At 51.2% G+C, this 26409-nt stretch carries 24 protein-coding genes; 19 read left to right on the top strand and 5 right to left on the bottom strand.

The features are described 5' to 3' along the window. Window positions 1-145 precede the first annotated feature (145 nt). The 10 genes from PT964_RS17875 (at window position 146) to PT964_RS17920 (ending at window position 11648) form a co-directional block, all read left to right on the top strand. Window positions 146-1210 carry a YhgE/Pip domain-containing protein gene (locus tag PT964_RS17875; RefSeq protein WP_274364727.1) on the top strand — a complete coding sequence of 355 codons (1065 nt, stop codon included), beginning with the start codon at window positions 146-148 and terminating at the stop codon, window positions 1208-1210. Between the two features lie 133 nt (window positions 1211-1343). Next, entirely contained in the window at window positions 1344-2828 is a 1485-nt protein-coding gene (locus PT964_RS17880) for a sensor histidine kinase (RefSeq protein WP_274364728.1), read from the top strand. Continuing rightward, a complete protein-coding gene (locus PT964_RS17885; protein ID WP_274364729.1) occupies window positions 2806-3492 on the top strand; it encodes a response regulator transcription factor in 687 nt (228 codons plus the stop codon). The genes PT964_RS17880 and PT964_RS17885 overlap by 23 nt, the downstream gene beginning before the upstream one ends. Window positions 3493-3755: 263 nt before the next feature. Next, window positions 3756-4448 carry an ABC transporter ATP-binding protein gene (locus PT964_RS17890; RefSeq protein WP_274364730.1) on the top strand — a complete coding sequence of 231 codons (693 nt, stop codon included), beginning with the start codon at window positions 3756-3758 and terminating at the stop codon, window positions 4446-4448. Then, complete coding sequence (locus tag PT964_RS17895) at window positions 4445-6922, top strand: FtsX-like permease family protein (RefSeq protein WP_274364731.1); 2478 nt, start codon at window positions 4445-4447, stop codon at window positions 6920-6922. The genes PT964_RS17890 and PT964_RS17895 overlap by 4 nt, the downstream gene beginning before the upstream one ends. 12 nt (window positions 6923-6934) lie before the next feature. Further along, a complete protein-coding gene (locus PT964_RS17900; protein WP_274364732.1) occupies window positions 6935-7864 on the top strand; it encodes an ABC transporter ATP-binding protein in 930 nt (309 codons plus the stop codon). Continuing rightward, window positions 7857-8789, top strand: coding sequence for an ABC transporter permease (locus PT964_RS17905; protein ID WP_274364733.1), 933 nt, complete (start codon window positions 7857-7859; stop codon window positions 8787-8789). Before PT964_RS17900 ends, PT964_RS17905 begins: the two co-directional genes overlap by 8 nt. A gap of 474 nt (window positions 8790-9263) precedes the next feature. Beyond that, window positions 9264-9674, top strand: a complete 411-nt coding sequence (locus tag PT964_RS17910) for a DoxX family protein (RefSeq protein WP_274364734.1) — start codon at window positions 9264-9266, stop codon at window positions 9672-9674. Window positions 9675-9690: 16 nt separating this feature from the next. Further along, a complete protein-coding gene (locus tag PT964_RS17915; RefSeq protein WP_274364735.1) occupies window positions 9691-10560 on the top strand; it encodes a VOC family protein in 870 nt (289 codons plus the stop codon). Window positions 10561-10577: 17 nt separating this feature from the next. Beyond that, a complete protein-coding gene (locus PT964_RS17920) occupies window positions 10578-11648 on the top strand; it encodes an LLM class flavin-dependent oxidoreductase (protein WP_274364736.1) in 1071 nt (356 codons plus the stop codon). A gap of 2 nt (window positions 11649-11650) precedes the next feature. Here PT964_RS17920 and PT964_RS17925 read toward each other — a convergent pair whose 3' ends face one another. After that, entirely contained in the window at window positions 11651-12526 is an 876-nt protein-coding gene (locus tag PT964_RS17925; RefSeq protein ID WP_274364737.1) for an AraC family transcriptional regulator, read from the bottom strand. A gap of 225 nt (window positions 12527-12751) precedes the next feature. On the opposite strand from PT964_RS17925, the gene PT964_RS17930 reads away from it, so the two are divergent. Together PT964_RS17930 and PT964_RS17935 are read left to right on the top strand one after the other, a co-directional pair. Beyond that, on the top strand, window positions 12752-13579 hold the full coding sequence (locus PT964_RS17930; protein ID WP_274364738.1) for a phytanoyl-CoA dioxygenase family protein: 828 nt from the start codon (window positions 12752-12754) through the stop codon (window positions 13577-13579). Window positions 13580-13762: 183 nt separating this feature from the next. Beyond that, on the top strand, window positions 13763-14407 hold the full coding sequence (locus PT964_RS17935; RefSeq protein ID WP_274364739.1) for an FMN-dependent NADH-azoreductase: 645 nt from the start codon (window positions 13763-13765) through the stop codon (window positions 14405-14407). A 60-nt stretch (window positions 14408-14467) separates the two neighbouring features. On the opposite strand, the gene PT964_RS17940 is transcribed toward PT964_RS17935, so the two are convergent. Continuing rightward, a complete protein-coding gene (locus PT964_RS17940) occupies window positions 14468-14818 on the bottom strand; it encodes a winged helix-turn-helix transcriptional regulator (protein ID WP_274364740.1) in 351 nt (116 codons plus the stop codon). A 194-nt stretch (window positions 14819-15012) separates the two neighbouring features. Here PT964_RS17940 and lplA point away from each other — a divergent pair, with 194 nt between their 5' ends. Further along, on the top strand, window positions 15013-16020 hold the full coding sequence (gene lplA / locus PT964_RS17945; protein ID WP_274364741.1) for a lipoate--protein ligase: 1008 nt from the start codon (window positions 15013-15015) through the stop codon (window positions 16018-16020). A gap of 258 nt (window positions 16021-16278) precedes the next feature. Here lplA and PT964_RS17950 read toward each other — a convergent pair whose 3' ends face one another. Then, window positions 16279-17118, bottom strand: coding sequence for an AraC family transcriptional regulator (locus tag PT964_RS17950; RefSeq protein ID WP_274364778.1), 840 nt, complete (start codon window positions 17116-17118; stop codon window positions 16279-16281). A 138-nt stretch (window positions 17119-17256) separates the two neighbouring features. On the opposite strand from PT964_RS17950, the gene PT964_RS17955 reads away from it, so the two are divergent. The 3 genes from PT964_RS17955 to PT964_RS17965 all read left to right on the top strand — a co-directional run bounded on the left by PT964_RS17955 (window position 17257) and on the right by PT964_RS17965 (window position 19204). Continuing rightward, on the top strand, window positions 17257-18309 hold the full coding sequence (locus PT964_RS17955) for an SGNH/GDSL hydrolase family protein (protein ID WP_274364742.1): 1053 nt from the start codon (window positions 17257-17259) through the stop codon (window positions 18307-18309). A gap of 123 nt (window positions 18310-18432) precedes the next feature. Beyond that, a complete protein-coding gene (locus PT964_RS17960; RefSeq protein ID WP_274364779.1) occupies window positions 18433-18831 on the top strand; it encodes an MmcQ/YjbR family DNA-binding protein in 399 nt (132 codons plus the stop codon). Continuing rightward, the gene (locus PT964_RS17965; RefSeq protein ID WP_337995048.1) at window positions 18815-19204 is read left to right on the top strand and encodes a VOC family protein; all 390 of its coding nucleotides are present in this window, start codon (window positions 18815-18817) and stop codon (window positions 19202-19204) included. Before PT964_RS17960 ends, PT964_RS17965 begins: the two co-directional genes overlap by 17 nt. A 29-nt stretch (window positions 19205-19233) precedes the next feature. Here the strand turns inward: PT964_RS17965 and PT964_RS17970 are convergent, their stop codons facing one another. Then, entirely contained in the window at window positions 19234-19989 is a 756-nt protein-coding gene (locus tag PT964_RS17970; protein ID WP_274364743.1) for a G1 family glutamic endopeptidase, read from the bottom strand. A gap of 174 nt (window positions 19990-20163) precedes the next feature. Here PT964_RS17970 and PT964_RS17975 point away from each other — a divergent pair, with 174 nt between their 5' ends. From PT964_RS17975 to PT964_RS17985, 3 genes are all read left to right on the top strand, one after another. Next, the gene (locus PT964_RS17975) at window positions 20164-22779 is read left to right on the top strand and encodes an SLC13 family permease (RefSeq protein WP_274364744.1); all 2616 of its coding nucleotides are present in this window, start codon (window positions 20164-20166) and stop codon (window positions 22777-22779) included. Between the two features lie 55 nt (window positions 22780-22834). Further along, window positions 22835-23449 (top strand): DedA family protein, encoded by a 615-nt coding sequence (locus tag PT964_RS17980; protein ID WP_274364745.1) that lies wholly within the window; start codon window positions 22835-22837, stop codon window positions 23447-23449. A 94-nt stretch (window positions 23450-23543) separates the two neighbouring features. Beyond that, the gene (locus PT964_RS17985) at window positions 23544-25520 is read left to right on the top strand and encodes a Na+/H+ antiporter (RefSeq protein WP_274364746.1); all 1977 of its coding nucleotides are present in this window, start codon (window positions 23544-23546) and stop codon (window positions 25518-25520) included. Window positions 25521-25530: 10 nt separating this feature from the next. Here PT964_RS17985 and PT964_RS17990 read toward each other — a convergent pair whose 3' ends face one another. Continuing rightward, window positions 25531-26271 (bottom strand): arginase family protein, encoded by a 741-nt coding sequence (locus PT964_RS17990; RefSeq protein ID WP_274364747.1) that lies wholly within the window; start codon window positions 26269-26271, stop codon window positions 25531-25533. Window positions 26272-26409: the final 138 nt, after the last annotated feature.

Consider the following 26409-nt stretch of genomic DNA (forward strand, 5'->3'; position numbering starts at 1 on the left):
TAACTATTTAATAAGTTCATATTAGTATATATCCACTTTTAAAACAATGAAATTTATAGGTTAAATTTAATATATATTTTTATTGACATATAAAATTGACATAGGTTAATATTGACCTATCAAAAAATGAAAAGAGGAAATGGAAATGAAATCAGCATGGAAAACTTACTTTACAAAACCGCAAACGACGATCGCGGTAGTCGTCGCACTTATGGCGCAGCTTATTTTTTGCATCGTTTGGATGACGGCCTACAACGGGGTTTTGGATCGCGTAGACAAGCTTCAAATTGCTGTAGTCAATGAGGACGGACCATTCGGAGAACAGCTTGAACAACAATTGCAGAACAATTTGCCGTTTCAAATATCCGCCGTCCCGAAGGAACAGGCTCTTCAACAACTGGAGAAGCGGCAAGTACATATGGTCATCACGATTCCCGCTGGCTTTGGCGAATCGCTCTCGGCGCCTGAAACAACGGCAAAGCTCAGTTATGTGATGAATGCATCCAATCCGCAGCTCGCCGCGAACGTCATGCAATCCGCGGTGACGAAAATTACCGGCGAATTGAATCATCGACAAAAAGTGGATTCTTCCGTGCAGGTACTGCATCCTGTGGACGGTATGAACAATCAGATGGTTCCGATGATGCTCGTATTGGCGTCCTATGTAGGAGCCATGTTGATGGCGATGAACGTTCACCAGGCAGCGGATGCGATCGGCGGGTCGCTCTCCAGATGGCAGCATTTTGCGGTGCGCACAGGTTTAATTGTGTTCGCTGCGGCATTGATCTCCATTGTCGGCTCCGGTCTGATTGTTTTGCTCGGCGGCCAAATGCAAAGCAGCTTCTTTATCTTCTGGCTGTTCCACTTCCTGACGATGGCAACGTTTATGTTTTTCGCGCAGCTGTTCCTCATGGTATTCGGCATGGCGGGTATGTTTTTTAATATGGCGGCGCTGTCGCTGCAGCTGGTTACCTCAGGCACTATCGTTCCGAAACAAATGCTCAGCGGTTTTTATCAGCATCTCGGGCAATTCCTTCCCGCTACGTATGCGGTGGAAGGCTTCATGAATTTGCAGTTTGGCGGCATCCAGACGGAGAAAGACGTATGGACGCTGCTCGCACTGATTATGTGCTGTATTACTGTGACGTTTGCTGTAACTCTCTTGAAAGGGCGGGCTCAACCCGTCAAAAGTATGGCGGCCGCTGCGTAAGCGGAAGCCGGTCATATGGGACGCTTTGGAAAATGTACGGCAGCCTTCAGCTTTTTCCAAGGTTTTGTTATAGTGTTCTATGCATCCGGTTAATAAGCGGTTTAATTAATAATGATTCGTAGGGGATTTTTTCATGTCGATCCGGAACAGGCTATTGTTATCTTATTTGACCATGCTGATCGTACCGTTGGTCCTGCTCGGCATATGTATGCTGGTCATAGCTTCTTATGTCTTTGGAGAGCTTCCATCCGCCTTTACTTTGGATATGCAGCAAAAGAACCCGATCGCTGCGGTCATTAACGAAGAGGCCGACATTGCCGCCGACATCCGGATGCATATGAACGAGGACCCGGATTCGCTGCTGAATCCGGACCTGATGCAGCAGTATAGCAACAGGCTGAGACAATTAAACATGGGAATGATTGCGGGCGTTAATGGTAAAGTGGTTTACGCCTCCCCCGGTTTCCAAGGGACGGAGCTCGCAACCCGCTTACCCCCAGCCATGGGACATGTTATGGTCGAGGGAAGCGAGAATTGGATCATTACCCGGAAGTTCGATATTACGTTAACGGACGGATCGGAAGGCATTTATTATATCTTGTTGAATGTTGATTTCCTTAATTGGTATTTTGCAAGGTTCTCCAAGCTCTTCTTCATCAGTTTTCTTGTCATTCTGGTTGTCATCAACGGGATCCTGACCTATTTCGTATCCCGCAGCATTATTAAGCCTCTTCGTGCGTTGAAGAAAGCGGCCGGCGAAATAAAAGAAGGCAATCTGTCCTACCGGGTGACGCCGCATTCCCGGGACGAGATCGGGGAGCTTGCCGCGGCGTTCGAAGAGATGAGGCTCAAGCTGAAACAATCGATTGAACTGCAGATTCAATATGAGGAAAACCGGAAGCATTTGGTCACCAACATATCCCACGATTTGAAAACGCCGGTCACCGGCATTAAAGGCTACGTTGAAGGTATTATAGACGGCGTGGCGGATACTCCGGAGAAGATGGACCGATATTTAAGAACGATTCATCATAAAACGACGCAAATGGATCGGCTCATTGACGAGCTGTTCATGTTTTCGAAGCTTGACTTAAAGAAGCTTCCGTTTCATTTCGAAGAGGTCGATTTGAATGCATTCCTGCAAAGCTGTGTCGATGAGCTGCAGTTCGATGTGGAGAAAAGCGGAGTGAAGCTTGCTTTTGACTCTCCGGCACATCCCGGCCCGGCTTACACGATCGCCGACCGGGAAAAGCTGCGGCGGGTATTTGTTAATATTATTGAAAATGCAGCGAAATACATGGATAAAGAAGACGGCTATATTCGAATCGCTTTGCATGACGAAGACGAATGGTACAAGGTTGTAATTCAGGATAACGGACAAGGAATCGCCCCCGAATCGCTGCCTTACATTTTCGACCGGTTTTATCGGGCGGACCCTTCAAGGAACGCCAATGCCGGAGGAAGCGGACTGGGGTTAGCCATTGCGCAACATATTATAGAAGAGCATGGAGGCGCAATAAGCGCAGTCAGTGAGCTTGGTACCGGTACAGCAATTACGATTTCTATGAAGAAACGGCCAGACGGGGGCAATTCAATTGAAACGAATATTGATTATTGAAGACGATACCAGTGTTGCTGAGCTGGAGCGAGATTATTTGATGCTCCATCGCTATGACGTACACATCGAATCGAGCGGGGATCGAGGGTTGAAGCAAGCGCTTCAAGGCGAGTTTGATTTAATCATCTTAGATTTGATGCTTCCGACGGTCGACGGCTTTGAAATTTGCCGAGCGATTCGAAGCGAGCTGGATATCCCGATCCTATTGGTATCCGCGAGGAAGGAAGATATTGATAAAATACGAGGGTTAGGTCTCGGAGCGGACGATTACGTCGTCAAGCCGTTCAGTCCAAGCGAACTGGTGGCGCGTGTAAACGCACATATCACCCGATATGAACGTTTGTCAGGTGGCAATCAGAAGAAGGAAGAGATCCGAATCCGCGGTCTCCTTATCGAAAAGGCCTCCCGCAGAGTATTTGTAAATAACAAGGAGGTCGCTTTTACAACGAAGGAATTCGATCTGCTTACGTACCTTGCATCGAATCCGAACCGTGTATTTAGCAAAGAACATCTATTCGAACGGCTTTGGGGTATGGACTCTCATGGAGACATCGCTACTGTGACCGTACATATCCGCAAAATAAGGGAAAAAATCGAGTTGGATTCGTCAAACCCCCAGTATATCGAAACGATCTGGGGGGCAGGCTACCGATTCAAGGCGTGAATCATGTTCATTCTATTATAACGATCGATACGATGCTGCCGGCGAAAGCCGGCAGTTTATTTTTTTTTAATCATTTTATAAGAACGATTTAATGTTGGTTTCTCGGCAGTTAATAAATCTGGTTTATCGTACACCTATCGGCACGTTGTTTTGCGCGAAGACCGCAATTTTTTGCGTTCGGTGCATTCATAGTTTGCGCGTTGAAGGAAGTGATCTTGATTTATCATCAATTTCATACCAAACAATATGGAGGACGAAAACAAATGATTAAGCTAGAAAAAGTTTCCAAGGTGTACGCTTTGGAATCCGGCGCTTTCACGGCGCTGAAGGATATCGATCTTCACATTCGGGAAGGGGAATTCACCGCCATCATGGGCCCGAGCGGATCGGGGAAAAGCACGCTCCTGCAGCTGATCGGCGGATTGGATCTTCCCACCTCCGGAGGCATCACCGTGGACGGCATTCAGCTCAACCGCTTGAGCGAGAAGGAAAGGACGTTATTTCGCCGTACGAGAGTAGGTTTCGTGTTTCAGAACTATCAGCTGCTGCCGATGATGACCGTAGCTGAAAATATCGCGCTCTCTCTTGCCGCCAACAAAGCTTCCAAGGCGGAAATGAACGCCAGAGTGAGCCAATTGCTTCAAGACGTGAATTTGGCGGGGAAACAATCGAGCTTCCCGACTCAGTTGAGCGGCGGGCAGCAGCAGCGCGTGGCCATCGCGAGGGCGCTGGCGATGAAGCCCCGGCTGATCTTCGCCGACGAACCGACAGGCAACCTGGACCGGACGAACGGCAAAGATATTTTGCAGCTGCTTTCCCGATTGAATAAAGAAGAAAATATTACGATCGTGATGGTGACGCATGATCCGGACGCGGCGAAGACGGCCGATCGGATCATTACGATTCAGGACGGAGCGATCGTGAACGATACGCGGAAAGAGGTGGAGGTCCATTGATTTGGCAAATCGCATGGCGCAATTTGATGCGCAGGAAGCGCCGAACTTTTCTTACGTTACTGGCGATTATCATTGGAGTTGCCTCCACCTTTGCCGTTATTACCGCGGTCGATTCTACGGAGAAGGCATTCCCGATTTATTTGAAGGAAGCGTTCGCCAAGTCGGACCTCGTCGTGTACGGCACCGATTCTTATTTCTCCGAAGATGTGTATGAGGAGGCCCGGAATATTGAAGGCGCAGTTTTCACGGCGGCCTTAAAGCAGAATACGAAGCTGTATATCGAGGATGAAAATATTGACGCGATTCAAAAGCGGATCGTTCTGACGGGTTATAGCGATCTGACCACGGATAATACCAAATTCAAAGTGGTCAAAGGCGATCTGACGTCGGGCGGCGCCGTCATTACGGAGCAGGCGGCGAACGCTTTGAAGCTCGATATAGGTCAACCGATCTCGATTGAAACCGATGAAGGGATCAAGACGATTGAGGTTTCGGCTATTGTGAAATATACGATAGAGCTTATGGGGCCTCCGAACTGGGGAATGGCCAAATATCACCACTGGGCGGCGGCCGTACCGTTAGACAAGGTGCAGGAGTGGTTCGGGCTCGAAGGCAAAGTGCAGGCCGTACAAATCAAGGCGCTCAAGGGGACGGACCTGGAGAGCCTGGAGCAGCAAGTAGACGCGTTGACCAAGCGTCACAACGACATTTACATGCAGCCGATTACGCTCGATTATTCGCTCGACCAGCAGGATACATTTTTCCTTGCCCTTTATCTTGCGGGGTTTCTCGGTATTGCCCTAAGCGCGTTCGTTATTTTTAATTCCCTCTTTGTGAGCGTAAACGAACGGAAAAAGGAGTTTGCGGCGCTCAAGACGATCGGCTTTACGCCCGAGCAGCTTCGGCAATTGGTGCTGTTCGAGGTCGTGTTATTTTCGCTGATCGGCACCGCCCTCGGTTTAGTGATCGGATACGGATTTGCCATCGTGTTGAAATCGATCGTCTTTGCGATGTTCGGTATTTACGATCAAGTTGTGATGGAGCTTTGGAAAGGGCTCGTCGTATCCGTGCTTGCAGGTCTGCTTGTCCCGATCGTCGCCGCGCTGTACCCGATCCGCCAAGCCGGCAAAGTGAGCGTAATCCAAGCGCTTCAAGAAAATAACGCCGCTAAGCGGTTGGATAAAAAGTGGCTCGTAATCGTAGGCATATTGCTGATCGGTTCCTCGTTCTTCATTAAGCATTTGCTTCTCATCGTGCCTTTAATGGCCGGTGTAACGCTTCTGTATCCTTATCTTTTCAAAGCGTTCGGCGTCCCGCTAAAACCGGTGTACAAACGGCTCTTCGGATTTTCCGGCGAGGTGGCGGCGCGCAGCTTGGAACGAAATTTGACGCGTACGTCGATGACGTCCTTAATTCTTAGCTTGGGCGTTTCCATGATTATATTAATGAGCTCCTTGAACTGGGCGATGATTCAGTCGTATGAAAGAGTCATATACTCCACCTACGGCGGGAATCTGGACATTATGTTCCACCATGTCGAAGACGGCGATTTGGAGCGGTTAAGAAGCACTGCCGGCGTGGCCGAAGCGGAGACGTATGCGCTGAATTCAGCGATTTGGGACTTGAACGAACAGAAACGGAGATTGCCGATTTTCGGCGTGGAGGAGCGCTGGATCGACCGGTTCCCGCTATTCACGGTTTCCGGAATGTCGGACAGCGAGCTGATCAAGAGCCTCAAGAACGATGAAATCGCGTTGGACAAAATATCGTTCGACGTTTGGGGCGGACAGATCGGAGAAAGCATTTCCCTTCAGACGCTGGACGGCTACCGTCCTTTTAAAGTAGTTGCCGTCGTCGATACGATGAAAAACAACGGGTACGGCGCATTTATGAGCAAGGATTATTTTAGAGAGCATTTCGGTTTGAAATACGAACGGAATGCGCTGATCATTAAAGACCCGAATACGAGCCCGCTGCAATTAAGAGAGAACGTATTCGGCCAATTCGGCGAAAGATTGGAAGAGATGTGGGGCCCCGAAGATTGGGTAAGCGTCGTTAGCTGGCAATACACAGGCGCTTATAGCATCATCAACTTCCTCATTATTTTGTCGATTATCGTTTCCGGCATCGGCATTACGAATACGCTGCTGATCAACATTATGGAGCGCATTCGCGAGCTCGGCATGATGCGGGCGGTGGGCGTGACCCGTAAGCAGGTCGTCAAGATGATCCGGCTGGAAGGGCTTGGGCTTGGCTTGGCCGCCGCCGTTATCGGATGCATTGTCGGCGTGGTGCTCATCTATATTACTACGACATTCATCCAAATTAACTCGTTGACGTTCAAATTCGAAGTATCGTGGGCCATTTTGCTGGCATGCGGGCTGTTTGGGATTGTCGTCAGCTGGATTTCCAGCCTCTCGCCGGCTTCTAAGGCGTCAAAAACGCCGTTAACCGAGGCGCTCCGTTATGAGTAAGGGGGAACATGTGTGGCGCACGCAAACGTGTTGGAAATAAAAAATGTAACGAAAAAAATCGGAAACAAAACCATTGTGGATAACTTGTCGTTCGAAGTGCCGAGAGGAGAGGTGTTCGGCTTTCTCGGCCCGAACGGCGCGGGGAAGACGACGACCATCCGAATGATCGTCGGACTCATGAAGATGACGGAAGGGGACGTCTTCATCGAGGGGAAGAGCGTGACCCAAGATTTCGTGAAAGCCATGGGTCATGTCGGCGCGATCGTCGAGTTCCCTGAGCTTTACAAGTTTTTGAGCGGCTATCGGAATTTGGTTCACTTCGCCCGTATGCATCCGGGGGTCACGAAGGAACGAATCCGGGAAGTCATTCGGCTGGTCGGGCTCGAGGCTCGGATTCACGATAAGGTAAAGACGTATTCCCTCGGTATGCGTCAGCGCTTGGGTGTTGCCCAAGCGCTGTTACATAAGCCTTCGCTGCTTATATTGGACGAACCGACGAACGGCTTGGACCCTGCGGGCATCCGGGAGCTTCGGGACTATTTGCGAAGGCTTGCCAGAGAGGAGGGAATCTCGGTCCTCGTCTCTTCCCACCTTCTCTCCGAGATGGAGCTGATGTGCGACAGCGTCGCCATCATTCTGGGCGGAAAGCTTATGGAGGTCAAGAAATTGAAAGAGTTTCTGCCGAATGCGGCGGTTGCGAATACCGTCGCTTTTGCGGTGGATCAGCCTTCGCGGGCTATTGAGGTGTTACGGGATAAATTGCCGGGGTTACACTTTGCTTTGACGTCGGACGGCTTTACCGCGGCTGCGGAACGAAGCCAGGTTCCTTTCATTAATTCCGCTTTAGTCGGAGCGGGACTGTTCGTTTATGAAATTAAATATGTGTCCAAGACGCTGGAGGATGCATTTCTTGAGATGACGGGAGGCGAGAAAGGTGCTTAACCTCATTGCTAACGAAAATATGAAAATATTTTTCCGTCTCAGAACTTGGGTCATTGTCGCGATTTTAATTGCGGCGACCGTCGGGATTACGGCGGTGTTGAAGATGGAAACGTCGCTCCGGGGAGACTGGAAGGAGTCTTTGCGGCAGGAGATCGGCTCCCTGGAGAAACAGCTTGCTTCGCCCGATGTTCCGCAATTGCAGAAAGAAGAGTCGGAACGTTCGATTGCATTGAAAACATACGCACTGGAGCACGATATCAACCCGAACTCGATGTGGCAATCGGTTATGAATATTTCCGGCATGCTGCAGATCATCACCATCTTTGTCGTCATCATTGCGGCCGACATGGTGGCTGGGGAATATACATGGGGAACGATTAAGCTGCTGTTAATACGGCCCGTGAGCAGAGGCGGCATATTGCTGTCGAAGTATGCCGCAATGTTGTTGTTTGCCTTATTTTTAATGGCCGTACTGTTCGGTTCCGCATTCGCGGCGAGCGGACTGTTGATCGGGTTCGATAGTATGGGGACCCCTTATCTCTTCTTCGGCGGCGACGGCTCCGTACAGGAAGGAAGCGCGATTCAGCATGCGGTATCCACCTATGCTCTGCAGGCTATTGAGCTTATCATGGTCGTTACGATCGCGTTCATGATTTCGACCGTTTCCAGAAGCAGCTCCATGGCGATCGCCTTCTCGATCTTTATCGTGTTTGCGGGGCAAATGACCGCCGATATGCTTTTGGCGAATTTCAGCTGGGGTAAGTACTTCTTATTTGCAAATACCGATTTAACAGGAATGATGAAAGGGGTACCGCGGTATGAAGGAATGACGCTTCCTTTTTCCATCGCCGTGCTCGCCGTTCACTTCATCCTCTTTAATCTGGTTTCTTGGCTTGTTTTTACGAGAAGGGACGTATCCGCATAGCAGGTGATGAAGGAAGAGCCGGTCTAACCGAGGAACAACAGAAAGACCGCCGCCTGCCCGGACTGACTCTTTGTCAGTCATATTGACGAATTAGTCAACGTACATTGACAAATTTGTCAGTTTGATTGACAAGCTGCGGTCGAAGTCAGCGATATTGACAATATTGTCAGCACCCGCTGACAAATTAGTCAGTATCGTTGACAAAGAAAAGCCTCGTTACAAATGAGGCCGCTGAAGAACTTGCAGTTTTAAAAGCGGCAAACAGCAGCATGACAAAAAGACGATCCAGTACCCGAATTTTTGAGGGAATGGATCGTCTTTTTCACTGAGTATACGCCATTGAGCTTAGGCTGTTCACTTCAAAAGGCTTGACCAAATTCAGTATTATAAATATAATAACTTACTATAAGTAACTAACTGATAAAGTTAGGATTGGTTGTAGAATCAAAATCATAATAAAGGGGAGTTTGGCAAATGGTAAGAAAAAACGAATTTGGTGCGGCTGTATTGAGGGTGGTATTAGGTATTACGTTCTTGATCCATGGGGTTGCAAAATTTCAAGGAGGCATCGAGAATACGGCCGGTTTTTTTGAAAGCTTAGGCTTCCCGGGCTTCGCGGCTTATATTATAGCGTTGATTGAGCTCATCGGCGGCATCGCCATGCTGCTCGGAATCGGGACAAGGATCGTAGCCGTGCTGTTTGCGCTGATCATGGCCGTTGCCATCGTTAAGGTTAAACTACTTGCTGTAGGTTTTCTTGGAAACGGGCAAATGGCGGGCTATGAGCTTGATTTGGCGTTATTGGCTATCTCGGTATTCCTTGCGCTTAACAATAGATCACGCTGGGCATTAGATAATGTGCTGCTTCGTTCGAAGCGCGGTTAAGGGGGGGACGCATAACATGAAGTTTCACCGTGAGCCTTATACGTTCGTAGGGCAAGTGAACCTGAAGGTTCAAAGTTTGGAGCGCGCCTTGACGTTCTACCGGAAGGTGATCGGTTTCAAGGTGCTGGATCGAACGGAAACGAAAGCGAATTTGACCGCGGACGGAAAGACGGTGCTGTTATCCGTCGAACAGCCGGAGCATGCAGTACCGAAGCAAGGAAGAACGACGGGATTGTATCACTTTGCCCTTCTCTTGCCTTCTCGTTCCGATTTGGCGCAAATCGTTCTTCATTTTTCAGAAATGGGCATACCGGTCGGCTCTTCGGATCACTTGGTCAGCGAAGCGCTTTACTTATCCGACCCTGACGGAAACGGCATTGAAATTTATAGGGACCGCGAACCTTCGGAATGGAATTGGAGCAACGGCGAAGTGGACATGGCGGTAGATCCGCTGAATTTCAGAGATCTTCTTTCCGGCGTAACGCCGGAGCCTTGGAACGGCTTGCCGGCGGGAACGGTCATGGGGCATATTCATTTGCATGTATCCGAGCTGGGAAAGACGGAACAGTTTTATATTCAAGGACTCGGCTTTGAAGTGGTGAATCGATACGGGAGTCAAGCGTTGTTCATCTCAACCGGCAAATATCATCACCATATCGGATTAAATACGTGGAACGGCGTTGGAGCGCCAAGGCCGCCTGAAAACAGCGCCGGGCTCGAATCTTTCACATTGCATTTGCCGGACGAAGCGGCAAGGGAGCGGGTTGCGGCTCAGTTAAGAAGTATCGGTGCATCCGTTACGGAGGACAACGGCGTTCTTGTTACGGCGGATCCTTCCGGAAACCGCATTCGTTTGCTGGCTCAGCGTGACGCGGACGACCGATGATTGGAGGAATGGGTGCGATGCGGGAGGAAGAGCGGTCTACAAGCGCGGGAATAGAAATCGGTCTCTATACGCTTGCCGATATCGGTCCGGATCCTCATACCGGAATAACCGTAAGCGCCCGGCAAAGGATTAAGGAGATTATTGAAGCGGCGAAGCTCGCCGAAGAAGCGGGGCTTGACGTTTTCGGCGTCGGGGAGCACCATAGGCTGGACTATGCGGTGTCGGCCCCTCCGGTTGTATTGGCGGCAATCGCCCAGGCCACCGAACGAATCAAATTGACAAGTACGACGACCGTACTGAGCACCGTCGATCCCGTCCGCTTGTTCGAGGACTTTGCTACCTTGGACTTGGTTTCGGACGGGCGTGCGGAAATAATCGCCGGACGTGGAGCATTCATCGAATCTTTCCCGTTATTCGGCTATGAGCTGGACGACTACGACGCTTTGTTTTCGGAACATATGGAATTATTTCTAAAGTTGAATGACAACGAGAAAATTACATGGGAGGGGCGGTTTCGATCCGCTCTAAGAAATGCCGAGATTGCGCCTCGGCCCGTACAGAAGCGGCTGCCCATATGGATCGGCGTCGGAGGAACGGTCGAGAGCGCGGCTCGTGCCGGCCGATTGGGCGTCGGCATGGCGATTGCCATGCTGGGCGGCGATCCGATGCGGTTTATGCCGTTGGTCGAAGCGTACCGTGAGGCGGGGATGAAGGCCGGGCATGCGCCGGACGATCTCAAGGTAGGCGTAACGGGGCACGGGTACATTGCAAAGACGACACAGCAAGCCAAGGATGAATTTTACCCTTATTATTCGAATTATTGGTCCTATGTGAATCGTCAGCGAGGGATGGCGTTTCGCATGTCGCGTGCGGATTTCGAGCATATGGCAAGCCCGAATACGGCTTTGTTCGTAGGCAGCCCGCAGCAGATCGCCGAGAAAATTCTCCGCCAGCACGAGCTTTTCGGGCATAAGCGCTTCCTCGCGCAGATCGACATCGGCGGCTTGCCCTTCGGTAAGGTTGCCGCAGGCATAGAGCTTCTGGCTGCCGAGGTAGCTCCGATCGTCCGGGAAGCAACAAGTAAATAGCATTAACGTTTCGTTCGAACGGCTCCCGGTGCGGAGCCTGTTCTTTTTTTAAACGCTTTGGAGAAGTGGTGAACGTCCGCAAATCCGCAGTAGGACGCGATGACTTCCTGCGGAAGATCGGTCGTCTCCAGCAAGTCTTGGGCATGCCGAATGCGCAGCTCCAGCAAATACTGATGCGGCGCAACGCCGTACAGCTGCTTGAATAATGCGGTAAACCGGGAAACGGACAAGTTGGCGCGGTTTGCCATGTCCTGCACGGATAACGGCTCGGCCAGATGAAACGAAAGGTAAGAGTTGATCCAGGAGAGCGACGGCGCGGCGGTGCGCTGGGCTTTGGTCGGATGGTGATCCTCCAATACGGCAATGATCAGCTCGGTCGCGAGCTTCTGAGCCTTCAGCTGCATGACCGGATTCCGGTGCTGCCACAGACGAATCATGTCCAGAAACGTATCCGCAAACGAGCTCGGGCTTCGCGGCTGCAGCCGTACGGGAAGATCAACGCCGTATATATCGTTCAACCGCGGCTGCATCAAGTGCAGATAAGCCGTCAGATCGACTTGGCCGGGCTTTGTCGGAAAGCTCAGCTCCCGGTCGGGATGATAAAAGATGTCCAAGTGCGCAAACGGAGTAACGGTATCGGTGCGTCCTTCCAAATCGGCAACGCTGCCCGGCTGAATGAAGCAAAACTCGCCTCCGGCGAACAGGTGTTCCGTACCGTCGATCGTAAATCGGCATTCCCCTTCTTTAATGTAAATCAGCAAATAATCGAGAAGCCGTCTTTCCGGCACCCGCCAAGGCTTTCTCACGGCGGCAAAATCGCTTTCGCGGATAAAGGGCACTACCGGATGCTTGTTCATCAATTCCAGCAAATCATGCATTCGTTTTTCCGTCCGATCTTTACGGTTCTAATGGTTCCTAGTGGTGTTAACATATCATAAGTTTTTCGACGCGGACAATACATTTTGACAAAAATGCAGGCAAGTTTGACAAAGAATTTACAGGGACCAAGCTGTAAAATTTTCAACATGGCATGATATCGAATGAAACATTCGCCGATAAGATTAAACAATAGAATGAAGTGGACCGAGAGGAGAATGCGAAGCATGACAAATGAGATCGAAACGAACTTGCCTCCCCTTGAAAGCGATTACGAGTTGACGAAGGAGCAGATTCAAAGCTATCAGGAAAAAGGGCACATCTATTTGAAAGGTGTAGCCGCTCCGGAGGAGATCGATGTTTACGGGCGGATCATCAGCGATAAGGTGAAAGAGTTAAATTATCATGATAAGCCTTTGGAAGAAAGAGATACGTACGGGAAAGCGTTCATTCAAATCTGCAATCTGTGGCCAATGAGCGAAGCAATCCGAAGGTTCGTATTAGCAAGAAGATTCGCCAAAATCGCGGCTGAGCTGATGGGAGTCGAAGGAGTCCGAATTTATCACGACCAGGCCTTATTTAAGGAGCCGGGCGGCGGCCATACCCCGTGGCACCAGGACCAAATTTATTGGCCGCTCGATTGCCAAACCGTCACGATGTGGATGCCGCTCGTACCGATCTCGGAAGAGATGGGCTCGATGGAATTCGCATCCGCCTCCCATAAGGAAGGTTACATTAGCAAAATGGTCATCTCCGACGAATCGCATCGCACCTTGAAGCAATACATTGAAGGAAAAGGCTTCGAAAGAGTCACTTACGGAGCGATGAACGCGGGAGATGCAACGTTCCACTCGGGTTGGACGCTGCACAGCGCGCCGGGCAATCCGACCGATACGATGAGAGAAATTATGACGGTAATCTATATACCGGACGGCGTTACCATCATCGAACCGGACAGCAACGCGCGCAAGAGCGACTTGGCCACCTGGTTCCCGGGCTGCAAGCCGGGCGATTTGGCGGCCAGTCCGATTAATCCGCTCGTATATCCCGTGTAATAAGCGTAACGGAGTTTGCAACCGCGGTTGCCGGCTCCGTTTTTTATTTATCGGAGCCGGCCGTTAGTATCCTCGAAGATACTATGTCACTTCAAAGTGCGTACTTAAATTATAGGATGAATCGGTTTAAAATAGTTAATGCGACTAAGAATACACAACAAGGGAAGAGGGAGTTTATACAGCATGAATATACTTGTGGTCAAAGCAAACAACCGCCCTGCGGCGGAAGCGGTATCCAGCCGAATGTACGAAGCCTTTATGGCCGAACTGGAGAATAAAGGGATGAACGTAACCGTCTACGACGTATTTGAAGAAGATACGCCTTACTTCGGACAGGAATATTTGGCCGCATTCGGCAAAGTAAGAAACGGCGTCGAATTATCGGATCATGAGGCGCGTCTCCTGGCCGCAAAGCAGAAAGCGATGGATGCCTTATCGGCAGCGGACGTGGTCGTGTTCGCGTTCCCGTTATGGAATTTGACAATCCCGGCGAAATTGCAGACGTTCATCGATTATGTTTACGCTGCAGGGTTCGCCTTCAAATATACCCCCGAAGGAAAAGCGGTTCAATTAATGACGGACAAAAAGGCGATTTTCCTCTCCGCTCGCGGAGGAATCTATTCGTCTCCGGAAGCCGCTCCGATGGAAATGGCCGTTACTTACATGCGCAACGTATTCGGCGGCGTATTCGGCATGCAAATCGTCGACGAAGTGGTGATCGAAGGCCATAACGCAAACCCGGCCAAAGCGCAAGAAATCATCGCTGAAGGGTTGGAGCGAGTGAAGGCTTCGGCGCGGCGTTTGGCAGATTCGGTCGTTAAACAATAACAGCTTTCCACGAAAAAGCAGACCGGTTTCTTTATGAAATGGTCTGCTTTTCTGTATCGTTTATCCGATGATTTTCGATTTTGCTTTTTCCATTTTGTGCTGCCTGTGCTTTGTTCCCCATACGTGCATAGCTTCTAAGATGGGCTCTAACGTTTTTCCGTATTCGGTAATGGAATATTCGACTTTCGGAGGTACTTGCGGGTACACTTTACGCGATACGATGTCTTCTTCCTCTAATTCTCTCAGTTGGTTTGTGAGCATCTTTTGCGTAATGCCGGGCATCTTTTGTTTCAGCTTGCTAAACCGCTGGGTGCCCCCCTGCAATAGGTGGAACAAAATAATCGGTTTCCATTTTCCCGCTAATATGCCCAGAGCGTCATCCACACTGCATGGCTCCGGCTGCTTCTCCATCAATAACCCTCCTATCCTCTATAGTATCTTTTTGACTATTATATCACTTTGGAGCATGTAGTGGCATGGAGCGCTCGAAGCAACATCCGCCATGAGTAGAGTCTGTGGGCAGGAGTGCTTGCTTATATTAACTGTCCAAAATGGTTTACAATAACGTCATAAAGAAATCCTAAGGAAAGCGGTGCAGCCGTATTATGTTGTTTTTATCGAACGATGGGATTACCGATCCCGCGATGAATCTTGCCCTCGAAGAGTATGCTTTGCGCAATCTGCCTTTGACGGACGGCGGCATTCTGCTCTTTTATATTAACGAGCCTTCGATCATTATCGGCAAAAATCAGAACACGATCGAAGAGATCAATCAGGAATATGTAGAGGAGCACGGCATTCATGTCGTGCGGAGGCTTTCCGGCGGCGGCGCGGTGTACCATGATTTAGGCAACCTGAATTTCAGCTTCATCTCGCTGGATAACGGCGAGTCGTTCCGCAATTTCGCCAAGTTCACGAAGCCGGTGATCGACGCTCTGCGCAAGCTCGGAGTCGAGGCGGAGCTGACCGGCCGCAACGATATTCAGGTTGGGGAGCGGAAAATTTCCGGCAACGCGCAGTTCGCCACGAAGGGCCGCATGTATAGCCACGGCACGCTGCTCTTTGATTCGGAGATGGAACGGGTCGCCTCCGCGCTGCGCGTGAAGGCCGTGAAATTCGAATCGAAGAGCACGAAATCGGTGCGCTCCCGCGTCGCCAATATTAGCGAATTTTTAGCCGAGCCGATGACGATCGGGCAATTCAGGGATGCGCTGCTGCGGGAAATTTTCGGGCGAGAGCCGCAGGATGTCCCGACCTGTCCGATGACATCGGCCGATTGGGACGCCGTCCGCAAGCTTGCCGACGAACGGTACCGGAGCTGGGATTGGAATTACGGGCGGTCCCCGAAATTCAACGTGCAGCATTCCCATAAGTTTCCCTCCGGCATCGTCGACGTGCGTCTGTTCGTGGAGGAAGGGCGGATTGCCGGCTGCAAAATTTACGGCGACTTCTTCGGTGTCGGCGAAATCGGAGATGTGGAGATGGTGCTGACCGGAGTTCGGTATGATGCGGCCTCGATTATGGAGGCACTGGAGAGCGTCGACGTAAGCCGGTACCTCGGAGGCATCACCCGTGAGGAGCTTGCAGAGCTGCTTATGCTGAAGGTGGAGTAGTGGAAGAAAAGCCTAAGAGCTATTGATCGTTGATCTTTGCTCTTAGGCTTTTTTTGTATAGCGGATCGAAAGGTATTTATATCGCGGGGGTAAACAGTTCTTTGTTGCAATAACGGATGCGAAGGTATTTATTCCTGCCGGAATGCCGAAAAAGACAGGTTGACCGATCGGTTAAGTGCCTCCGGATCCGTTATAAGATATACTCTGATGGGGGTTTCAGGAAATAAGTGCATCCAGATCCGTTATATAAGGGCGGATCTACTTCTTCACGACCGGAATCCATACCTCGCAGCGATAATCTTCAGTCTTAGAATCGCCCGGAAGATACACCTCAAGCTCGGGAGCTCCGGAATGCTCGTAGCCGGTAGCCGGAAAGAACTCCTGATAAACCCGGTGAAACACGCTTTGAATGGCTTGCGGAAGCGGCCCGACCGAGGTGAAGATCGCCCAGGTGGACGCGGGAATTTCCTGCAGGGAGAGACCGTCGACGGGGGCGGATCCGTCCGCTTTACATGCGATCATATAGGCGAAGTCGTCCTTAATGTCCATCGTAATACCAAGCAATGTAGAACGCATGGCAGTTAGCTTGGCAAGCGTCCCGTCCCGGCTGCATTCGCCCCAGAACCATGAACGCGAGCGCTTCGGGTTTTCGTAGTTTAATTGAACGGACTTTCCTGCAACTGTGAATGCCTCTTTATCCTCGATGCGATATAGAAACTCTTTGTCGCCCTTTAGCGAAACTTGGAAGGAGATGCGGGGGAACGCCTTCATATGTACCCCGGACTGCCTTGCTTCCGAGGGGGAAATGCCGTGCAGCTTCCGAAACGCTTTCGCGAAAGCTTCCGGGGAATCGTAGCCGTATTTCAGCGCGACATCGACGACTTTCACGGAGGAAGTCGCCAGCTCGTTAGCCGCTAAAGTCAGCTTGCGTTTCCGCATATATTCGGCAACCGTCATGCCTGTCAGCATATGAAACATCCGTTGAAAATGAAACGGAGACAAATAGGCGGCCTTCGCAATTTCTTCAATCGGTAACGGCTGATCCATATGGTTTTCCATGTATTCCAATGCTTCGTTCATCCGCTGCAGCCCATCCATCGGTTTCACCTCCGCGCCTGCTTTTTTCCATTATACAAGAAACCTGTTCATTGGGAGCACAAAATGACAGGCATCGAACGATGCGGCCGTGATAGCATGAATGGATGAGAGCGACTGCAGAAGAAGGGGGCGGCATCGGTGCGAAAAGCGTGGAAGATCGGTGGAATCATTTTAGGAAATGTATGTGTATTATTCATGTTAGCTTACGGACTGTCGGGATTTATGGCTAAGGAGCAGCAATTTATAGCTCCGACCGACGCCGCATGGCTTTATACGAACGGAGTATGGGAGTCGGTGGAGCGCGAAGGTTTAGGCATAGTGATGGCGGGCAAACATACGGGGGCAAAGGCGAAAATCGAGACGGACAGCCCTGTTGCGACGTTAAAGCAGCGGGGGACCGGAGGGGAAATCAAGGTTTTCGTAGACGGGAAGCCGGTCGTCACCCATGTCGTTCCGAAGGATGACCAGTGGCACGAGCTGCCGATTTACCGGAACCTAACGGGTTGGCATGAAATCGGGTTTGCCTTTTCCGCTTTAAATCAGGAGATCGGCGGGCTGTACATTGAGGATGGCGCCGGCGTGAGGAAGCCCAAATATGATAAGAAGAGGCTCGTCGTCATCGGCCATAGCTACGCGGAAGGGTGCTGCCTGGACGATAAAGGGTTTTCGTCTTTCGCGTCTTTGATGGGCGACATCCTCGATGCGGAGAGCATCAATGTCGGCATCGGCCGAACGGATATTAACGCGGGCGGGGCCAGGAGCGGTCTCAGCAGGGTGGAGTCCGACGTCATCGCGTTTCAGCCGGATTATGTATTGTCAGTCTACGGCGTGAATGCGGTGGGGAGCATCAATTCGGGGGATTCGTCCCATGAACAGTATCAGGCGGAGTATGCGGAGTTTCTCAAGAAGATCAACGATGCTTTGCCTGAGACGCAAGTGTTTGCCAGCGGCATCATAGCAGTGAGGGGGATGTCTGACGAAACGTTGGCTCCATTTAATGAGGATATTAAAAATGCCTGCGCCAGCGTTCCGAATTGCACGTTCGTCGATCTAGCCGGGAAGTGGAACGAAGAGAACTTTGCCAAGTATCTTTCGCGGGACGGGATTCATCCGAGCAGAGACGGCCATGAGTTTCTGGCCAACGAGTATGCAATCGCAATCAAGCTGCGGCAACAGCAGCAGGGAAAGTAGTTGTGAGAGGACGCGGCCCAGGGGCGGGTGGCGTTCTCTTTTTTTTCTTTTGAAGCAATAGTTCGGGTATGATGGTTTCAACCAATAGGTTTTTTGAAGGTGAGGTTGTTTAACATAAGAACCATGGATGAATTGGCGCAATACTGCTTGTCCCGTAAAGGCGCGCAAGAAGACTACCCGTTCGGGCCGAGACCGCTGGTGATCAAAGTCGGGGGCAAAATGTTCGCGTTGCTATCGACAGAGGCGGATGGCGTACATATTTCGCTCAAATGCGAGCCGGACATGGCCGACCTGCTGCGCAGGCAGTACGCCACGGTATTACCGGGGTACCATTTGAACAAGAGGCATTGGAACACCGTCATCGTGGACGGCTCCGTTCCCGATGAAGAGCTGAAGTGGATGATCGATCATTCGTATGCAATGGTGGTCAAGGGCTTGACGAGGACGGAGCGGGAGAAGTTGGGGTTTACATCAGAGCAATCGAAAAGAAATTCCCATCGGCAGAATTACCCGGTATGGTAAAGAGAATTACGGCGGAGTACCCGAAGGAACGGTAATGACCGTAGAATTTCAACTCGAGGATCAGCAATTTGTCGCACTCAACGGAGGACCGCAATTTCAGTTTACGGAAGCCATTTCTTTTATTGTCCATTGCGAAAATCAAGAGGAATTGGACTATTACTGGGATAAGCTCGCCGAGGGCGGAGACGAAAAGGTGCAGGTATGCGGCTGGCTGAAGGATCGGTTCGGCGTGTCATGGCAAGTTGTCCCGAGCCGGTTAACGGATATGATCTGCGACCCCGACCCGGATAAATCGGAAAGGGTTATGCAGGCATTGCTCCGAACGAAGGCTAAAATAGATATCAAATCGTTAGAGCAAGCCTACGAGGGGTAACCGGATCCGGGGCCACCTTTCAACGATGATTATTTATGTCTGGGCAAATGTTTTCTGCGAACGTATTTCGCAGTCGATGAGGCGGCCGAACCGTAGGCGACGGTGAAGCCGTTTTTGCTTTTGTTCGGAAGGGAAGGGGTTGAGACGACTCTATTGTTCTGAATCATTACCCCCCGATGTTCCGTTTTTAGCAACGCGTTTTTGCGATTTAATCGGCATTTGCTGAATCGCATTTTCCCGTAGTTCGCCAATCGCGTTGTTTTGCCATTGATCGAAGGAGCCTCCACAATCCATTCCGCGGATGCCGCCGGCCCTTTGTACGTTGTAACCCTTTTGAATGTCCATCCTTTCGTTTTATTCCTAAGCAAAATCATCCATTTGTTTTTACGAAGCCTTGAGATTCTTGCATACATAAGATTGCCCGGAGAGACCGGAAACCGGATGATCGTTTCGGGGGCGGGCAAAATTTCCCACCAAGCATAGTAAACGGGCTTTCCCCTTTCGTAATCTTGTTCGGTTCCCGTCTGAATTAACGAACGATTGCGGAATCCGTCGATTCCGATCCAAGCCGAAGAATAGGCGACTGTTCTGCCGGCCTTTACCCGCGGGACAATCCAATATCCCGAAATCGTATGAAACGAATTTCTTTTCGTTTTCTTAATCGCATAGCCTGACCAATTTCCGGATTGCCATCCTGAGCGAACTTCAGAAGAGGTACGTATGTTGGAGGATGTCGGCTTGAACGGCGCAGAGCGTTTCCATACGGTTTGTGACAGGTTACCCACCGCCTTATTAATACTATAGTTATATGGTTATTCAAATGAACCGCAAATGAAATGGACATATATCACGTGAATAAAAGAGAGGTTAGGCGTTTTTTATATCCCCGCATGTTATAATTTTCTAAATATACAAGCGTCCATCGTTGCATCCATATTCTACGACACGCAGGAGATATTATGGCCATCAAGCAAATTGAGATGTTTAAAGATTTATCGAAGCTGGACCTTGCGAAATTACTAGGAAAGCTCGAGAGAATTACCCTTAAGACGGGCGATACTCTATTTGAGCAAGGGGATCCCGGCGATCGTATGTATATCATCGAGGATGGGAAGCTGGAGCTGTACACGTTGTCTGCCGAAGGCAGCAGGCAGGTTTTGGCGGTGCTTGGCGAGGGAGACACCTTGGGCGAGATGGCATTGCTCACGCAGGAACCGAGATCCGCGGCGGCAACGGCGATCACCGATGTCGATCTATACGTGATCGATCGGGAAACGTTCGACCGTCTCATCGAAGAGCAAGCGTCGCTCTCCAAATATTTCATCAGGCTGTTGTCCAAGCGCTTAGTAACGACGAATGAGCGGCTGCAGCAATCCAACGAACTTCGAACGCAACGGGTGATGGCGGAGTTAGACCAATTGCCCGAAACAATCGTTGCATTTTTATTGTGGGGATCGGAGTTTCCCGCATTAAGCAGCACACTGATACAAGAGAAATTTCAATTTTCGCCTCAAGAGCTCTGTGACCGCTTCCCTCAGCTGCAATCTTACCTTCGAGCCGATCCCCAATACGGAGAATGCTGGTTTATCGAGCACGGAGCGAAATCTTTACTATATGATCTGGCTACAACCCGGTTCGGACACCAAGTGAAGCGGCAATGGAACGAGGAGGCTTTGTCTTTTTACCTCCGGCACGGGCAGCAATTGTTTGCCGCACGGCTCTTTGCGGACAAGAGCGATTGGCCTGCGGCCTTCAGCTTAATAGAACAATACTGGTCCGCTTTCAGTGAACAAGAGAAGGCCGGTATTCACCGTCTGCTTAAAACATGTCCTCTACCGTTGATTGCTTCAAATTTTTCTTTCCTGCTGGTGTACCTTTCATCTTGCTATGCGGAATCGCCTGAAGAGGGGATATCAGCCCTTGAGTATGCATTGGAAAATCAGACGGACGCTTACTCGGCGCAGCAGCTCATAGCCATTTACGAATGGGGAGCCAAACTAAGCGAGAAGAGCGGGAAAAGCCGGCAAGCCATGGAATACATAAGATTGGCGGAGAGCGCCTTAATGACCACCCAAGCCGACGGCAATCAGCGTGCGGCGGAAGGCTACGGCATGGCGAGGCAGAAGCTGAATCAATATAAAAATCAGCTGTTAGCCGAAGGCGCAAGCCGATTGATCAAGCGAAGCAAGCTCACAGGAGTGATCGCGGTCGCATTGTCGATCCTTGTGATTATCCTATTTTACCGGACTCCGCCCGTTGCGGGGCTGTCTCCGCAAGCGATGGCGTTTATCGGGGTGGGTGTCGCGGCGGTCATTTTATGGGTGGTCAACATCGTGCCGGACTATATTGTGGCGCTGGGGATGCTGATGTTCTGGGTTCTTGGCGGCTTGGTGGAGCCTGCGGTCGCATTCTCAGGATTCGCTTCGACGACGTGGTTTTATATGATATTCATCATGGCGCTTAGCGCCGCGGTAATAAAGTCGGGAATTTTGTTCCGGTTCGCCTTGTACGCGTTAAAATGGTTTCCTTCCCATTACCGCGGGCAGCTCTGGGGGACGGTCATCGGCGGGCTGCTGCTGAATCCGTTGATTCCTTCCTCATCGGCAAAGGTTACGTTAGGTGTACCCGTTGCACAGACTTTGACGGAATCGATGGGATTCGCCGAGCGGAGCCGCGGGGCTTCGGGACTTGGCTTGACGGCAATGATCTTTTATGGGTTTACCGCACCTTTCGTGCTGACGGGGTCCTATACGAATATGATGGCGTTCGGGCTAATATCGGGCGGAGTCTCGATCACGTGGCTCCAATGGTTCCTTTACGGGCTTCCGGCATTCGTTATGTTCGGCGCAGTCATTTTGACCGTATTTTTCTTAAGGTTCGGCAAGCTCCGGGCTCCAAGGCCGATCTCTATGGAGGTGCTGGACGAACAATTGCGCTTGCTTGGGCCGTTGTCCAAGGATGAAAGGTTATCGTTGTGGACAGTGGTCGGAAGCGTAGGTTTGATGATTTTGCAGCCGCTTTACGGTGTGGAAAGTACATGGGTGATGATGGCGGGGTTTGCCGTGCTTGTCATTACAGGAGCTCTGGACCGCCAAACAATATCCACAGGTATCGATTGGACCTTCCTGCTGTTTCTTGGCGTCGCGTTCGGCTTTGCGGGTGGGGTAGGCGAGCTCGGGATCACGGATACTGTGTCGGAGTTTCTTGGCAATCATTTGTCCATGTTTACGGGTTCGCCTTATATCTTCCTGCTTACGGTGATCGCAGTTTGTTTCCTTGTAACGCTTGTCGTCCGTGACGACCCTGCCGTCATTCTATTAGTAACGGCGCTTCTCCCGCTGGCTCAGTCGGCGGGGATTCATCCATGGATTGTTGTCTTTGTGATCCTGTTGGGGACGGATCCGTTCTTCTTTACGTACCAGTCCCCGACTTATTTGACGGCGTATTACAGCTCCGAAGGGAAATCCTTTACACACCGCCAAGGCCAAAAGATGGCCGTATTATATGCAGCGGCTGTTATTGCTGCCGTACTGCTAAGCGTTCCTTACTGGAAGTGGATCGGGTTGATTTCTTGAGAATCTATAGGCCGGACAGCACAATATCGTAACTGGAATTAGGAGAGGATTTCATATGGAAAGTATGATTACGAATATGATGAACGAATTTGGCTATGCGGGCGTATTTCTGCTCATCGCGCTTGAAAATTTGTTTCCGCCGATTCCGTCCGAGGTGATTTTGACGTTCGGAGGGTTTATGACGACCTACTCCGACATCAGTATTGCCGGCGTCATCATATCCTCGACCATAGGGTCTATAGCCGGCGCAATCGCGTTGTATTATATCGGGTATGTAGTGGATGCCGCGAGGATGGAGCGGTTTGTGGACCGGTGGGGCGGCGTTATTCGATTGACGCCATCCGACGTGCGCAAGTCGTACGGCTGGTTTGCAAAATACGGGGTATGGGCCGTACTTCTCTGCCGGCTTGTACCGCTGCTGAGAAGCATCATTTCCATACCGGCAGGCAGCACTCGCATGAATTTTTGGTTGTTTCTGTTCTTAACGGCCGTCGGTTCGCTTATATGGAATACGATTTTGATCCGAATCGGGGCCGCCGTAGGGTCATCATGGGAAACGATTGTCGGCTATATGGATATTTACTCGAACGTTGTTTATGCGCTCCTCGCTCTCGGCGTTGCGGCCGTAGTCCTAGTTATTTTTCGGACTCGGAGAACGAGGCGGCAGTAATTCGCGAATCGGCTTATATTTCGCTCGTGCGAAGGAAAGCCTAGTTCTATTGTGCATGTTCCAAAATGTTCTCTTCGATAGGAGTCATACAGCAATGGAGCTATTTGTCGCGATTTTGATGATCCTCGCCATGATCGGCGTATCCAATGTCGTCAATCATCTGCTGCCTTTCATTCCGGTTCCGCTGATCCAAATAGCGCTTGGCGGCGCGCTAACGTTTGTTTTTACGGACTTTCAACTGCACCTGGAGCCGGAGCTGTTCTTCGTGCTGTTCATCGCTCCATTGTTATATAACGACGGGAAACATACCCCGAGAAGCGAATTGTGGCGCCTGCGGGCGCCTATTTTTTTACTTGCGATCGGCCTTGTATTTGCGACTGTGCTCATCCTTGGTTACATCATTCATTGGATGATTCCTTCGATTCCGCTGCCGGTCGCCTTCGGACTCGCAGCAATTTTATCCCCAACGGACCCGGTTGCCGTAAGCGCGCTGGCCGGGCGAATCCACCTGCCCCCAAGATTAATGCATCTGCTGGAAGGCGAAGCGCTAATGAACGATGCGTCCGGACTCGTCGCCTTTAAATTCGCCATTGCGGCCGCGGTAACGGGCTTTTTTTCGTTATCGCAGGCGAGCGTCAGCTTCGTAGTCATCTTCATCGGCGGCTTGGCGGTCGGCGCTTTGACGGCTCTGCTGATCACAGGGCTTCGCTCGCTGCTTCGCCGCTCGGGGCTCGACAACGAGACGCTGCATACGCTGATTCACGTCCTTACGCCGTTCGTGCTGTTTCTTACGGCTGAGGAGCTCGGCCTCTCCGGCATTCTCGCTGCGGTGGCCGGCGGTGTCGTGCACGCCGTCGAACGCGATCATGTTCGCACCATTATATCCCGAACGAACGAAATGGCCGATCACACGTGGTCGATTCTCGTTTTCGCATTGAACGGTCTCGTATTTGTCCTGCTGGGCTTGCAGCTGCCGGGCGCTTTCCGCACGGTCATCGAAAGCCCGGCCTATAACAACGTTCAAGTGATCGGATATGCGGTTGCGATCTACATCCTGCTTATTGCGCTGCGCTTTTTGTGGGTGTACGCCTATTCTCGGTTTTACAATAAACATCGGCTCGGCGTCTCTTTCGAAGCGATGGCTTCGCTGGCGGGCGTGCGCGGCGCGGTGACGCTGGCCGGCGCCTTCACGATTCCGCTTGCGGTCAGGAGCGGCGCACCGTTCCCCGAACGGAATCTGGTCATCTTCCTCGCCGCGGCGGTCATCCTGTTGTCTCTGCTTGCGGCAAGCGTATTGCTGCCGTTGCTGGCCCGGCAGAAGGAGACGAATCAGGCGGCGGAGAACGCGATGAAGGCATACGAGGGCGGACTGCGGATGATGCGTGCCGCCATCCGGGCGGTCCGCCAATCCGCAACGGAGCATAACGAGAGAGAGGCCGCGGCCGTCATCGCCGAGTATAACCGCTTGATTCGGCAGTCGCTGCATCAAGAGCACGGAAAATTAACCGAGCAAGAGGCGGCGCTGCGAATCGAGGCGCTCGAGATCGAGCGCGGCATTGCGAAACAGCTGTTGGAACGCGGAGAAATCAGAGATCGGCATGCGGAGATGTTTTTGGAGCATCTGAACGAAATCGAGCTGATCGTGTCGGGGCGGAGGCCGGCATGGTTCGTCGTCTTGAAGCGGTTAGCGAAACGGACAATCCGTTCGATGTTCGCTAAACGAACCGGAATGGCCGATTCCGACCGGGAGGCGATGAGAACGATCCGGCTTCAAACGAGCGGCGGGGTGCTTGAAGCGTTCGAGGAGAAAAGCGCCGCCCCGAATCCGAGTTTGGCGGCGGAGGTGCTGCATCACTATCGGTATATCCGAAATAAAATGTCGGCGCCGTATCCTTTTTCCAAACTTAATGAACAAGCCAAGAGAGACCTGCAGTGGATCGCTCTTCAAGCGGAGCGGGAGGAGGTGCAGTCGCTGTACGTGCGAAATGAGCTTACACGGGAAGCCGCCGACGAGCTGCGGCGCAGCACCCGCCGGCGGGAGGCGTTCATCCTCGAGCAGGAAATGAAGTGAGGATATAGGATCAAAGCACCGACTCCAGAATGGCCAAATTCGCTTGTTCGTTCAACCGAACCTGGTCGGCATACCGCCAAGCTTCGCCCGGCGGAACCCGCAGCTCGCCGCAGACATCGATGCCGACGACATTTTTGTTGACGACGAGGGAATGGAGCGACATAATAAGCTGCTTCAGCCGCATCGTGCCGTGATCCCAGTCGGTTACGGCATCCGCGCGATCGAGTACGTCCTTGTCGACGCTGATATATACGTCATCAACGGTAATCGCGGACAACAGCTGCTGCGGGTGGTCAAGCTCCGGCAGCAATACCGTCTTCGAGCGAACGGCCGGATTGTCGATTATGCCGCCCGAACGGACGCCGACCATGACGACTTGCTGCAGCAGGGGAAGAGCGGCCGCCGCCTCGGCAACCCATGAACCGCACGTCAGAAAACCTGGCAGGGTGTCCGACGGCTTGGCGTCGGTATGATTGTCGAACAAGACGAGGCTGAAGGGACGGTCGATGCTTCGGAGCAATTCGTAGGAAATATAGTGATAATTGCCGCTTCCGATAAACGTAATGCCGGGAGCGGTTCGGGCGGATAGCCTGCGGTGAATTTCCGCCAGCGCTTCGTGTGTGCAGAACATATTCGTCGAGCCGATGTCCGCCAGCTCGATCCATTCGTCGGCACGTTCGGATAACCTGATCTGCTGCGTGAACATTTGATCGAAGTTCAGAATCGTCACTTCATGATGAAGAAGGCCCATGATCTATCATCTCCTTGTGAAATGTCAGTTCATGTGTTCTTTCATGAGGCTTCGCCGATGAGTTTTGCCCTTTCCTCTATTATATCAATCTATTTTGAAGGAATTTACTGGGAAGTGTTGAAATTACAAATAAAATCT

The sequence above is a fragment of the Paenibacillus thermotolerans genome (assembly GCF_028745515.1).
GTDB classification, from domain to species: domain Bacteria; phylum Bacillota; class Bacilli; order Paenibacillales; family YIM-B00363; genus Paenibacillus_AE; species Paenibacillus_AE thermotolerans.

What these genes read in the sequence shown, in the direction of transcription:
- PT964_RS17875 (WP_274364727.1), top strand. Translation starts at nt 146, where the DNA reads ATGAAATCAGCATGGAAAACTTACTTTACAAAACCGCAAACGACGATC.
- PT964_RS17880 (WP_274364728.1), top strand. Translation starts at nt 1,344, where the DNA reads ATGTCGATCCGGAACAGGCTATTGTTATCTTATTTGACCATGCTGATC.
- PT964_RS17890 (WP_274364730.1), top strand. Translation starts at nt 3,756, where the DNA reads ATGATTAAGCTAGAAAAAGTTTCCAAGGTGTACGCTTTGGAATCCGGC.
- PT964_RS17910 (WP_274364734.1), top strand. Translation starts at nt 9,264, where the DNA reads ATGGTAAGAAAAAACGAATTTGGTGCGGCTGTATTGAGGGTGGTATTA.
- PT964_RS17915 (WP_274364735.1), top strand. Translation starts at nt 9,691, where the DNA reads ATGAAGTTTCACCGTGAGCCTTATACGTTCGTAGGGCAAGTGAACCTG.
- PT964_RS17920 (WP_274364736.1), top strand. Translation starts at nt 10,578, where the DNA reads ATGCGGGAGGAAGAGCGGTCTACAAGCGCGGGAATAGAAATCGGTCTC.
- PT964_RS17925 (WP_274364737.1), bottom strand. Translation starts at nt 12,526, where the DNA reads ATGCATGATTTGCTGGAATTGATGAACAAGCATCCGGTAGTGCCCTTT.
- PT964_RS17930 (WP_274364738.1), top strand. Translation starts at nt 12,752, where the DNA reads ATGACAAATGAGATCGAAACGAACTTGCCTCCCCTTGAAAGCGATTAC.
- PT964_RS17935 (WP_274364739.1), top strand. Translation starts at nt 13,763, where the DNA reads ATGAATATACTTGTGGTCAAAGCAAACAACCGCCCTGCGGCGGAAGCG.
- PT964_RS17940 (WP_274364740.1), bottom strand. Translation starts at nt 14,818, where the DNA reads ATGGAGAAGCAGCCGGAGCCATGCAGTGTGGATGACGCTCTGGGCATA.
- lplA (WP_274364741.1), top strand. Translation starts at nt 15,013, where the DNA reads ATGTTGTTTTTATCGAACGATGGGATTACCGATCCCGCGATGAATCTT.
- PT964_RS17950 (WP_274364778.1), bottom strand. Translation starts at nt 17,118, where the DNA reads ATGGATGGGCTGCAGCGGATGAACGAAGCATTGGAATACATGGAAAAC.
- PT964_RS17960 (WP_274364779.1), top strand. Translation starts at nt 18,433, where the DNA reads ATGGATGAATTGGCGCAATACTGCTTGTCCCGTAAAGGCGCGCAAGAA.
- PT964_RS17975 (WP_274364744.1), top strand. Translation starts at nt 20,164, where the DNA reads ATGGCCATCAAGCAAATTGAGATGTTTAAAGATTTATCGAAGCTGGAC.
- PT964_RS17980 (WP_274364745.1), top strand. Translation starts at nt 22,835, where the DNA reads ATGGAAAGTATGATTACGAATATGATGAACGAATTTGGCTATGCGGGC.
- PT964_RS17985 (WP_274364746.1), top strand. Translation starts at nt 23,544, where the DNA reads ATGGAGCTATTTGTCGCGATTTTGATGATCCTCGCCATGATCGGCGTA.
- PT964_RS17990 (WP_274364747.1), bottom strand. Translation starts at nt 26,271, where the DNA reads ATGGGCCTTCTTCATCATGAAGTGACGATTCTGAACTTCGATCAAATG.